This window comes from Streptomyces sp. NPDC002130 (assembly GCF_040296465.1).
Classification (GTDB): domain Bacteria; phylum Actinomycetota; class Actinomycetes; order Streptomycetales; family Streptomycetaceae; genus Streptomyces.
In genome coordinates this window covers 1-11,421 of the sequence record NZ_JBEOXI010000253.1, presented here as the reverse complement: position 1 = coordinate 11,421, position 11,421 = coordinate 1, and the positions used below count along the sequence as shown (strand labels likewise).

The 11,421-nt window shown below is 70.9% G+C and carries 12 protein-coding genes; 8 read left to right on the top strand and 4 right to left on the bottom strand.

Annotated elements, in window-relative coordinates:
- Window positions 1-159: 159 nt before the first annotated feature.
- From ABT116_RS33700 to ABT116_RS33685, 4 genes are all read right to left on the bottom strand, one after another.
- Window positions 160-396 carry a hypothetical protein gene (locus tag ABT116_RS33700; protein ID WP_351641626.1) on the bottom strand — a complete coding sequence of 79 codons (237 nt, stop codon included), beginning with the start codon at window positions 394-396 and terminating at the stop codon, window positions 160-162.
- A 311-nt stretch (window positions 397-707) separates the two neighbouring features.
- Window positions 708-2,165 (bottom strand): catalase, encoded by a 1,458-nt coding sequence (locus ABT116_RS33695; RefSeq protein ID WP_351641623.1) that lies wholly within the window; start codon window positions 2,163-2,165, stop codon window positions 708-710.
- A 220-nt stretch (window positions 2,166-2,385) separates the two neighbouring features.
- Window positions 2,386-3,276 (bottom strand): 2-hydroxy-3-oxopropionate reductase, encoded by an 891-nt coding sequence (locus ABT116_RS33690; protein WP_351641621.1) that lies wholly within the window; start codon window positions 3,274-3,276, stop codon window positions 2,386-2,388.
- A gap of 23 nt (window positions 3,277-3,299) precedes the next feature.
- Complete coding sequence (locus tag ABT116_RS33685) at window positions 3,300-4,121, bottom strand: TIM barrel protein (RefSeq protein ID WP_351641619.1); 822 nt, start codon at window positions 4,119-4,121, stop codon at window positions 3,300-3,302.
- Between the two features lie 167 nt (window positions 4,122-4,288).
- Between ABT116_RS33685 and ABT116_RS33680 the strand changes: the two genes are divergently transcribed.
- From ABT116_RS33680 to ABT116_RS33645, 8 genes are all read left to right on the top strand, one after another.
- The gene (locus ABT116_RS33680) at window positions 4,289-4,540 is read left to right on the top strand and encodes a hypothetical protein (RefSeq protein WP_351641616.1); all 252 of its coding nucleotides are present in this window, start codon (window positions 4,289-4,291) and stop codon (window positions 4,538-4,540) included.
- Window positions 4,537-4,905, top strand: a complete 369-nt coding sequence (locus ABT116_RS33675) for a helix-turn-helix domain-containing protein (protein WP_189593286.1) — start codon at window positions 4,537-4,539, stop codon at window positions 4,903-4,905. Before ABT116_RS33680 ends, ABT116_RS33675 begins: the two co-directional genes overlap by 4 nt.
- A 133-nt stretch (window positions 4,906-5,038) precedes the next feature.
- Entirely contained in the window at window positions 5,039-5,551 is a 513-nt protein-coding gene (gene uraD, locus ABT116_RS33670) for a 2-oxo-4-hydroxy-4-carboxy-5-ureidoimidazoline decarboxylase (RefSeq protein WP_351641608.1), read from the top strand.
- A gap of 4 nt (window positions 5,552-5,555) precedes the next feature.
- Window positions 5,556-5,960: a hydroxyisourate hydrolase gene (uraH, locus tag ABT116_RS33665; RefSeq protein ID WP_351641603.1), complete on the top strand. Its 405-nt coding sequence runs from the start codon at window positions 5,556-5,558 to the stop codon at window positions 5,958-5,960.
- A 4-nt stretch (window positions 5,961-5,964) separates the two neighbouring features.
- The gene (pucL, locus tag ABT116_RS33660) at window positions 5,965-6,912 is read left to right on the top strand and encodes a factor-independent urate hydroxylase (protein WP_351641597.1); all 948 of its coding nucleotides are present in this window, start codon (window positions 5,965-5,967) and stop codon (window positions 6,910-6,912) included.
- 118 nt (window positions 6,913-7,030) lie between these two features.
- The gene (locus ABT116_RS33655; RefSeq protein WP_351641591.1) at window positions 7,031-8,410 is read left to right on the top strand and encodes an 8-oxoguanine deaminase; all 1,380 of its coding nucleotides are present in this window, start codon (window positions 7,031-7,033) and stop codon (window positions 8,408-8,410) included.
- Window positions 8,411-8,676: 266 nt separating this feature from the next.
- On the top strand, window positions 8,677-10,065 hold the full coding sequence (locus ABT116_RS33650) for a nucleobase:cation symporter-2 family protein (RefSeq protein WP_351641586.1): 1,389 nt from the start codon (window positions 8,677-8,679) through the stop codon (window positions 10,063-10,065).
- 82 nt (window positions 10,066-10,147) lie between these two features.
- Window positions 10,148-11,421, top strand: a 1,274-nt coding sequence (locus ABT116_RS33645; RefSeq protein ID WP_351641580.1) for a serine/threonine-protein kinase, incomplete at its 3' end; no start/stop codon positions are given.

Here is an 11,421-nt window from a genome sequence, read left to right as displayed (position 1 = left end):
TGGCTTAACCCCCGTACGGGGGCCCGTCGCCCCCGTGCCGACGGGCCCCGTGTGACGGGAATGTGCCCGGCCCCGGAGGCGGTTGAAGCCTCCGGGGCCGGGTTCAGAGCTGCTTTTGAGGGTTCCGTACGGGCTGTACGACGGGTGGCGTAGACGCGCTCACGCCCCGTGGTGTTCCGACAGTCCCGGCCAGTCGTCCGGGCCGCCGCCCTGCCACTCGACGAGGTCGCTCTCGGCGACGTCGGTGACGTACAGGTCGGCCAGGCGCAGGATCTCGGCGACGTCGTCGGTGTGGGTGGCGACGCCCAGCGGCTCCTCGCCCAGGGTGACCCGGCGGGAGCCGTCCAGGGCGGGGGCGTGGACCACGACATGCGGATGCTCGGTGGGAGGTGCCATGCCTTCAGGCTGCTGCGAACGGGACCGATCCGCACCCTGAGAAGGGTTTGGCCGTCCGGCGGCGCGAGGCTGGGCGCGACAGGACGTTCGCGCCGCCGGACGGGGTCGAGGGGGAGAGGGGTGGGTGGTGCTGGGACCGCGGCGGGTGCGACGGGCTCCGGGGCCGGCGTCCCTCAGGTCGAGAAGCCGGTCCGGGCCTTTCACCACCGCACTGGCTCGCACGCCGCCGCGGTCCGCGCCCTGACCGTGTCCGTGCCCGGGGGACCACCCCTCATCCGGGTCGCCCCGTGCGGTCGGGCACGGTCAGGGAGTCAGTCCTCGCGCAGGGCGCGGACCGCCTCCTCCACGCGCCGCCCGTACTCGGGGTCGGCGGCGTGGAAGTGCGCGAGGTTCTTCTCGATCACGTCGTCGCGGGAGACCTTGGACAGGCCGCCCGCGATGTTCGCGACCAGACGGGACTGCTCCTCGGCCGACATCAGCCGGAACAGCTCGCCCGCCTGGAAGAAGTCGTCGTCCTTGGTGTGGAGCGGGGCCTCGTGGGTGCCGGTGTGCCCGGTCACCGCCAGCGGCGCCGACAGCGGGCGGCCGGTCTCGACCGGGCCGTCGTAGGAGTTCGGCTCGTAGTTCTTGGCGTACCGGCCCTGCGGGTTGACCGCCATGAGGCCGTCCCGGCCGTAGTTCTGCGCGGTAGTGGCGCGGGGGGCGTTCACGGCCAGCAGCGTGTGGTTGACGCCCAGGCGGTAGCGGTGCGCGTCCGCGTAGGCGAACAGCCGGCCCTGGAGCATCTTGTCGGGGGAGGGGCCGATGCCGGGCACGAAGTTGTTCGGCGAGAACGCGGCCTGCTCGACCTCCGCGAAGACGTTGTCCGGGTTGCGGTCCAGCACCAGCCGGCCCACGCGCCGGAGCGGGTAGTCCTGGTGCGGCCACACCTTGGTCAGGTCGAACGGATTGAAGCGGTAGGCCGCCGCCTCGGCCGCGGGCATCAGCTGGACGTGCAGGGTCCAGGACGGGTGCACACCGCGCTCGATGGCCTGGAGCAGGTCCGTCTGGTGCGAGTTCGGGTCCTTGCCCGCGATCTCGGCGGCCTGCTCGCTGCTCAGGGAGCGGATGCCCTGGTTGGTCCTGAAGTGGTACTTGACGAAGAAGGCCTCGCCCCGGCTGTTCGTCCACTGGTAGGTGTGCGAGCCGTAGCCGTTCATGTGCCGGTACGAGGCCGGGATGCCGCGGTCGCCCATCAGCCAGGTCACCTGGTGCGTGGCCTCGGGGGAGTGCGCCCAGAAGTCCCAGACGTTGTCCGGCTCCTGACGGCCGGTGAAGGGGTCGCGCTTCTGTGAGTGGATGAAGTCGGGGAACTTGATCGGGTCCTTGATGAAGAACACCGGGGTGTTGTTCCCGACGAGGTCGTAATTGCCTTCCCCGGTGTAGAACTTCACCGCGAAACCGCGCGGATCGCGCACCGCGTCCGCACCGCCGAGCGAGTCGGCCACGGTCGAGAAGCGCACGAAAACCTCGGTGCGCTTGCCGACGCTGCCGAGGAAGTCGGCGTGGGTGAAGTCCGTGACGTCGTCGGTCACTTCGAAGTGGCCATAGGCGCCCGAGCCGCGGGCGTGCACCACCCGCTCCGGGATGCGCTCACGATTGAAGCGCGCCAGCTTCTCCAGCAGATGCTGGTCCTGGAGCAGAAGCGGGCCGCCGACGCCGGCGGTGGCGGAGTTCTGGTTGTCGGCGACGGGGGCGCCGGACTCGGTGGTGAGCACGCGCTGCGACATCGTGACCTTCCGTACGAGAGGACAGCGGAAATAGGTTTCCGCTTCGTGGAGCCTAGGGTCGGGTTGATCGGAGCGTCAACAATTTGTTGAAGCAGTGGGCAGGGCTGGTTCCGGGCGGCGCCGCCGCTCTGGGCGCGACAGGACAGGTGTCAGCGGCGGCGCCGCCCGGGGATCGGGGACCCCCGGGGTCACGAGGGTCGAGAGGGGGTCGGAGGGGTGGTCAGACCTGGGCGCCGGAGAGCCGCTCCACGGCCCGCAGCAGCGCCGAGTGGTCCAGGCCCCCGTCGCCCTGCGCCCGCAGGCTCGCGACCAGCTGGGCGACCACGGCACCCACGGGCAGGGCCGCGCCGACATTGCGGGCGGCGTCGGTGACGATGCCCATGTCCTTGTGGTGCAGGTCGATCCGGAAGCCGGGCTTGAAGTCCCGGCCGAGGAAGTTGTCCTTCTTGCGGGTCAGCACGGTCGAGCCGGCGAGTCCCCCGTTGAGGACGTCCAGGGCGGCCCTCAGGTCCACGCCGGACTTCTCCAGGAAGACCACGGCCTCGGCGCACGCCTGGATGTTCACCGCGACGATCAGCTGGTTGGCGGCCTTCACGGTCTGGCCGGAGCCGTGCGGACCGCACAGCACGATGGTCTTGCCGAGCGCTTCGAGGATCGGCTTCGCGGCGTCGAAATCGGCCTGCTCGCCGCCGACCATGATGGACAGTACGGCCTCGATGGCACCGGCCTCACCGCCGGACACCGGGGCGTCCAGGACGCGGATGCCCTTGTCCTTCGCCGCCTTCGCCAGGTCGACCGAGGTCTGGGGCGTGATCGAGGACATGTCGATCAGCAGCGCGCCGGACCGTGCGTTCTCCAGGATTCCGTCGGGGCCGTAGGCGATGGCCTCTACCTGCGGAGATGCGGGGACCATCGTGATGACGACGTCGGCGTCCTTGACGGCCTCGGCGATCGATGAGGCGGCGGTGCCGCCGGCGGCGGCCAGGCGGTCCAGCTTGTCCTGCTCCAGCGTGTAGCCGGTGACCTGGTAGCCCGCCTTGATCAGGTTCTCGGACATGGGGGAGCCCATGATGCCGAGTCCGATCCAGGCGACCTTGGGGAGTGTGCTCATGATGGGGTGCCTTTCGGATGGGGTCAGCGGGACAGCCAGTCGAAGGCCTCGGCGCTCGGGCGGTCGCCCGGCTTGTACTCGAGGCCGACCCAGCCGTCGTAACCCGCCTTCTTCAGCTGGTCGAGGAGGTCTTCGAGGGGCAGCGAGCCCGTGCCCGGCGCGCCACGGCCGGGGTTGTCGGCGATCTGGACGTGGCCGGTCTTCGGGGCGAACCGCTCGATCACCGACGGGAGGTCCTCGCCGTTCATGGACAGGTGATAGAGGTCCATGAGGAAGCGCGCGTTGTTCAACCCCGTCGCCTCGTTGACCTTGTCGACGACCTCGACGGCGGCGGACGCGGACACCAGCGGGTACAGGGGTGACTCCGGCTCGTTGAGCGCCTCGATCAGCAGTACCGCGCCGATCCGGTCGGCGGCCCGGGCCGCGAGGCTCAGGTTCTCCAGCGCGAGCGCGTCCTGCTCGGCCGGGTCCACGCCCTCGACGCGGTTGCCGTACAGGGCGTTGAGCGCCGTGCAGCCCAGGGAGCCGGCGAGGTCGGCGGCCACGTCGATGTTGGCGCGGAACCGCTCCGACTCCTCACCGGGGAGCGACAGGGCTCCGCGGTCCGGGCCCGGAAGCTGTCCGGCGTAGAAGTTCAGGCCGGTGAGCCGGACTCCGGCGTCCTCGATCGCGCGCTTCAGGGCGTCGAGCTCGGACTGCTCGGGGACGGGTGCATCGACCCAGGGCCACCACAGTTCGACCGCGGTGAAGCCCGCCGCGGCGGCCGCCGCGGGGCGCTCCAGGAGGGGGAGCTCCGTGAAGAGGATCGACAGGTTGACGTTGAAGCGCTGGTCTGCGAATCCCATCGGGGCGGCGCTCCCTTCCTTGTCTGCCGTGGCGGGTCTCCCACGGTGTGCATTCCATATTCCGTATGGTGGAATCTTGTTTCTGCTCAACGGAAGATTGCCTGTGAGGTGCGAGGGCTGTCAAGAGGGGCTGCCGGAAAGTCCGTCCCGCGCGTTAGGTTGAGCGCGTGCGACTGAGAGTGGAGTTCACGACCGAGCCGTTCGACCTGGACGAGGCACCCGCGCACGCCGTGGTGGCCCGCGAGGTCGTGGAGGCCGCCGAGCTGGACGCCGTGGACGTGGGCCCGTTCGGCAACACCGCGGAGGGTGGTTCCGACGCGGTGCTCACCGCCGTGGACGCCCTGCTCCGCAAGACCCTGGAGGCAGGTGCCACCCGGGTGACGCTCCAGGTCAACGTGGTCGAGGAGGGCGAGGCGTGAGTGGCGCGGGGGACGAGCCGTTCATCGCGGCCGTGAAACCCCTGGTCGACGCCATGGGCGGCGAGATGATCCCGCCCGACGAGGCCGGTCCCGACGATGTCGTCCTCGCCTGGGAGGGCCGGGATGCCGTCGCCGTGCGACTGCCGCAGCTCGCCGACTCCCTCGATCACATCCTGGCCGCCATGGAGCGCCGCAAGGGCATGCCGCTGGCCGATCTGGACCGCAGGGCCAAGCAGGAGGTCGTACGGATACTCGAGGCGCGCGGCGCCTTCTCCGTACGGCACGGGGTGGAGACCGTGGCGAGCGCCCTCGGCGTCAGCCGCTTCACCGTCTACAACTACCTCAACCGCGAGAAGGGGGCCTGACCGGCGCCGGGCGTTTCAGCCGGGTTTCGCGCCACCGAATTTTCAACAAACTGTTGACGTGCTGTCGGGGGAGGGCGTTAGCTAACGGCACGCCCGTTCAGCACGAAGGCCGAATCCGGCCACGGAGGCTCCCGTGACGTCCACTTCCACGCCGCCGGGCCTGACCCGGTTCAACACCCTCGAGGAGCACGCGGCCTTCACCGCACTCCACGAGGCGTGCGCCGCCACGGCGTGGGCGAAGCGCCTGCTGGCCGCCCGCCCCTACGCCACCTGCGAGGACCTGTACGCCGCGAGCGACGCCGCCATGGCGGAGCTGACGACCGGGGACCTCGACGAGGCGATGGCCGGCCACCCGCCCATCGGCCGTCCCAAGCCCGGCGACCCCACCTCGGCCCGGGAGCAGCGCGGCATGGCCGGCGCCTCCGACGCACTCAAGGCGGAGATGCTGGAGCTGAACCTCGCCTACCAGGAGAAGTTCGGCCATGTCTTCCTGATCTGCGCCACCGGCCGCACCGGCGAGCAGATGCGCGACGCGGTCAGGGAACGGATCGGCAACACGCCGGAGCGGGAGCGGGAGATCGTCCGCACCGAGCTGGGGAAGATCAACCGCATCCGCCTGGCCCGACTCGTCGAAGAGGAAGCCTGACCCCATGAGCACGAGCACCACCGCCTCCGTGTCCACGCACATCCTGGACACCAGCGTCGGCCGCCCCGCCGCGGGCGTCGCCGTTCGCCTGTCCGCCCGCGCGGGCCGCGCGGCGGCCTGGCAGGAGCTCGGCGGCTCCGCCACCGACGCGGACGGCCGGTGCAAGGACCTCCCGGCACTGCCGGAGGGCACCACCCACGTACGGCTCGACTTCGCGGTGGAGCCGTACTTCGAAGAATCCGCGAAGAAGCAAGCCGATGCGCAGCAGGACGCCCCCGCGAATCGGGACAGCGGCGCCGGTGTGTTCTTCCCGGAGGTGGCGATCACGTTCGCCGTCGTACCGGGCGAGCACTACCACGTACCGCTGCTGCTCAACCCGTTCGGCTACTCCGTTTACCGAGGGAGCTAGCTACATGACCGTCAATTCCCGCCCTGCCCGCCCTGTGATCCTGGGACAGAACCAGTACGGCAAGGCCGAGAACCGAGTCGTCAAGATCACGCGGGACGGCGCCACCCACCACATCAAGGACCTCAACGTCTCCGTCGCCCTGAGCGGCGACATGGACGAGGTCCACTACTCCGGCTCGAACGCCAACGTCCTGCCGACCGACACCACCAAGAACACGGTGTACGCGTTCGCCAAGGAACACGGCATCGAGTCGGCCGAGCAGTTCGGCATCCGCCTCGCCCGGCACTTCGTCACCAGCCAGGAGCCGATCCACCGGGCCCGGATCCGCATCGAGGAGTACGCCTGGGAGCGGATCGAGGCCTCCGAGGCCACCTCGCAGTTCATCGGCGCCGACGAGGTCAAGCACTCCTTCGTCCGCAAGGGCCAGGAGGTCCGGCTGACCCAGATCACCTACGACGGCTCGTCGTGGGAGGTCGTCTCCGGCCTCAAGGACCTGGTCGTGATGAACTCGACCAACTCCGAGTTCTGGGGCTACGTCAAGGACAAGTACACGACGCTGAAGGAGGCCTACGACCGCATCCTGGCCACCGAGGTCTCCGGCCGCTGGCGGTTCAACTGGACCGACGACGAGCAGCGCATGCCCGACTGGGAGAAGTCCTACGAGCAGGTGAGGAAGCACATGCTCCAGGCCTTCGCCGAGACGTACTCGCTCTCGCTCCAGCAGACCCTGTACCAGATGGGTTCGCGGATCATCAACAACCGCAGCGAGATCGACGAGGTTCGCTTCTCCCTCCCGAACAAGCACCACTTCCTGGTCGACCTGGAGCCGTTCGGGCTGAAGAACGACAACGAGGTGTACTACGCCGCCGACCGCCCCTACGGCCTGATCGAGGCGACGATCCTGCGGGACGGCTGCGAGGCGCGGATCCCCGAGGACCTCACCAACCTCTGACGTTCCCCCTTTCGGCACCCGTGGCCGGGGAACCCTCCTCCCGGCCACGGCACTCAAAACTCCCGGGGTCCTGCCGTGCCCTCACCAATTCAGCACACTTCGTGAAAAGGGACGAACCATGGCAGCAGACCGGCGCATCGTCATCGAGAACTGCGCGATCGCGACCGTCGACGGACACGACACCGAGTACGCCTCCGGGCACGTCGTCCTCGCCGGCAACCGCATCGAGTCGGTCGGCGCGGGCGCGGCCCCCGAGGGCCTGGAGAACGTCGCACGCCGCATCGACGCCTCCGGCCACCTCGTGACGCCCGGCCTGATCAACACCCACCACCACTTCTACCAGTGGATCACCCGCGGCCTGGCCACGGACCACAACCTCTTCAACTGGCTCGTCGCGCTGTACCCGACCTGGGCGCGCATCGACGAGCCCATGGTCCGCGCGGCAGCCCAGGGCTCGCTGGCGATGATGGCGCGCGGCGGCGTCACCACGGCCATGGACCACCACTACGTCTTCCCGCGGGGCTCCGGCGACCTCTCCGGCGCGATCATCGGCGCCGCCCGCGACATGGGCGTCCGCTTCACCCTCGCCCGCGGCTCCATGGACCGCAGCGAGAAGGACGGCGGCCTCCCCCCGGACTTCGCCGTGGAGACCCTCGACGGTGCGCTCGCGGCCACCGAGGAGACCGTGCGGCAGCACCACGACTCCTCCTTCGACGCCATGACCCAGGTCGCCGTCGCGCCCTGCTCGCCGTTCTCCGTCTCCACCGAACTGCTCCGCGACGGCGCCCAGTTGGCTCGCCGCCTCGGCGTCCGGCTGCACACCCACGGCTCGGAGACCGTGGAGGAGGAGAAGTTCTGCCACGAACTGTTCGGCATGGGCCCGACCGACTACTTCGAGTCCACCGGCTGGCTCGGCGAGGACGTGTGGATGGCGCACTGCGTCCACATGAACGACTCCGACATCGCCGCCTTCGCCCGGTCCCGCACCGGCGTCGCCCACTGCCCGTCCTCCAACGCCCGCCTCGCGGCCGGCATCGCCCGCGTCCCCGACATGCTCGCCGCCGGCGTCCCCGTCGGCCTCGGCGTCGACGGCACCGCCTCCAACGAGTCCGGCGAACTCCACACCGAGCTGCGCAACGCCCTGCTCATCAACCGCCTCGGCGGCCACAAGGAGGCCGCCCTGAACGCCCGTCAGGCCCTGCGCCTCGGCACGTACGGCGGCGCCCAGGTCCTCGGCAGGGCCGCGGAGACCGGCTCCCTGGAGCCCGGCAAGCTCGCCGACCTCGTGCTGTGGAAGCTGGACACGCTGGCCCACGCCTCCATCGCCGACCCGGTGACCGCCCTGGTCTTCGGCGCGGCCGCCCCGGTCACGGCGTCCTTCGTGGACGGCCGGCAGATCGTCGAGGACGGACGGCTGCTCACGGCCGACGAGGACGCCATCGCCCGCGCCACGCGGGACGAGGCCCGGCGGCTGGCGAGGATCGCCGCCGAGGCCTGAACACCCCGATGACTCCGGCCGGGAGGGACGGCTTCCGGCCGGTGGCCGTGGACCCGAGCGGGGTCCACGGCGGTCGTCTCCGGGGCGCGTACACACACGCGCCCCGGAACGGCCACCCCCGTCACCACCTGCATGTCCGGTCCCTCCCCCAAGCTCTCGGCTTCGCTCGAGCAGGGAGGTACCCCCATGACCACACCCGCACCACCTCCCTGACACCCACGGCGGCCCTTCCGCGCAGCCGTGCAACCGACCGGAGGGACGCCGCCGTGGCCGACCACCCCGTTGACGAAAAACTCCCCGCGCTCAAGATGGCGACGACCGGCCTGCAGCACGTGGCCGCCATGTACGCGGGCGTCGTCGCCCCGCCCCTGATCGTCGGCGCGGCCATCGGCCTCACCGCCACCGACCTGACCTTCCTCACCGGCGCCTGCCTGTTCACCGCGGGCCTCGCCACCTTCCTGCAGACCCTCGGCATCTGGAAGATCGGCGCCCGGCTGCCGTTCGTCAACGGCGTCACCTTCGCCGGGGTCGCCCCCATGACCGCGATCGTCGCCTCCACCGAGGACAAGTCCGACGCCCTTCCCATCATCTTCGGCGCGGTCATCGTCGCAGGCCTCCTCGGCTTCCTGGCGGCCCCCGTCTTCTGCAAGGCGATCCGCTTCTTCCCACCCGTGGTCACGGGCACGGTCATCACCCTGATCGGCATATCGCTGCTCCCCGTCGCCTTCGGCTGGGCTCAGGGACCCGACCCGACGGCGCACGACTACGGTTCGGTGACCAACCTGGGCCTCGCCGCCGTCACCCTGCTGATCGTGCTGCTGCTGCGCCGCTTCACCACGGGCTTCGTCAAGCAGATCGCCGTGCTGCTCGGCCTGGTGATCGGCACGCTCATCGCGATCCCCTTCGGCGCCACCGACTTCGGCCCCGTCGCGGACGCGGCCGTCATCGGCTTCCCGACGCCGTTCCACTTCGGAGCCCCGCAGTTCCAGCTCGCCGCCATCATCTCGATGTGCGTGGTGATGGTGGTGTCGATGACCGAATCGACCGCCGACATGCTGGCGCTGGGCGAGATCGTCGACCGCCCGGCCGACGAGCGGACCATCGCGGCCGGCCTGCGCGCCGACACCCTCGGCTCGGCGATCAGCCCTCTCTTCAACGGCTTCATGTGCAGCGCCTTCGCGCAGAACATCGGCCTGGTCGCCATGACGAAGATCCGCAGCCGGTACGTCGTGGCGGCGGGCGGCGGCTTCCTGGTGCTGATGGGCCTGTGCCCGATGGCGGCCTCGCTGATCGCCGTCGTACCGCGCCCGGTGCTCGGCGGTGCGGGCGTGGTCCTGTTCGGCTCGGTCGCCGCCAGCGGCATCCAGACCCTGGTCCGGGCCGCCCTGGACAAGGACAACAACGTTCTGATCGTGGCCGTCTCCCTGGCCGTCGGCATCATCCCTATCACGGCGCCGGAGTTCTACCACGCCTTCCCGGAGACGGCCCGGATCGTCCTGGACTCCGGCATCTCGACGGGCTGCGTGGCGGCCGTGCTGCTCAACCTGGTCTTCAACCACCTGGGCCGGAGCGGTCGCGACGCCCACGACGTGACCCACCCGATGGAGGCGGGCGAGGAACTCGCGGGCGTACCGAAGGCGTCGGCCGCGTCATGAGCCCGCCGGACTCCGCTTAGGCTTCTGCCTTGGTCAACTCATGGTTGACCGGGGGATCAGGGGACGAGGGGGAGACGGGCCGATGAACCACGCGACCGGGGTGTTCCAGCCGTTGCGGGCGGACGATCCGCCCGTGGTCGCCGGGTACCGCCTTGCGGCTCGGCTCGGCGCGGGCGGCATGGGCCGGGTCTACCTGTCGCACACGCAGGGCGGCCGGCCCGTGGCGATCAAGGTGGTACGGCCGGAACTGGCCGACGACCCTGCCTTCCGGCGCCGGTTCCGCCGCGAGGTGGAGGCGGCCCGGCGGGTGCGGGGCGCCTACACCGCCGAGCTGATCGACGCCGACGCCGACGGCACGCCGCCCTGGGCGGCCACGCTGTACGTCCCCGGCCCGTCCCTGACCGACGCCGTCGCCCGGCGCGGACCGCTGCCGGTCCCCGCGGTGCTGTGGCTCATGGCCGGGGTGGCCGAGGCGCTCCAGGCCATCCACACCGCCGGCATCGTGCACCGGGACCTCAAGCCGTCCAACGTGCTGCTCGCCGCCGACGGACCGCGCGTGATCGACTTCGGCATCTCGCTCGCCGCCGACTTCACCTCGCACACCGTCACCGGCGCCGCCGTCGGCACGCCCCACTTCATGGCTCCCGAGCAGGCGTCCGCGGGTGAGGTCACGGCGGCGACCGACGTCTTCGCACTGGGCCAGACGGCCGCGTTCGCGGCCCTGGGCCGCCCGCTGTACGGGGAGGGCTCCGCGGTCGGAGTGCTGTACCGGATCGTGCACGACCAGCCCGACCTGTCCCTGCTGCCCGAGCAACTCCGACCGCTGTTCGCCCGCTGCCTGGCCGCCGACCCGCGGGACAGGGCGGAACTGGCGGAGATCGTGGACTGGTGCCGGCAGCGCCTGGAGGCGGACGCGGGCGCGGGCCCGGCCGTCTGGCGGGACGTCATGGGAACGGAGCCGACGGTCCCGTCTTCGCTCCCCACCCCCACGCGGTTCCTGCCCGAGCCGCTGGTCGTCACCCAGCCCCAGCCGCTGCCGGCCGGGCCGGGGGAGCGGCGGGCGCGAAGACGGCGCAGCGCCCTCCTCACGACCGCCGCGGTGGCGGCCGGCGCTCTGGTCCTGACGGGGCTGGCGTGGACGGTCGCGGACGCGGGGAGCAGGTTCGGCGAGTGGGTGGCGGGCGCACCGTCCACACCGGGCCCACAGGAGTCCGGGCGGGCGTCGGGGCCGGCGTCGTCGTCGGCCTCCGAAGGCCGGACCGGAGCGTCGGGGGCCGACAGCCGGACACCGGCGGGGGTCGCCCCCTCCCCTACGAAGTCCGCGTCACCGCAGGTCGAGTCGCAGGCGCCCCTGAT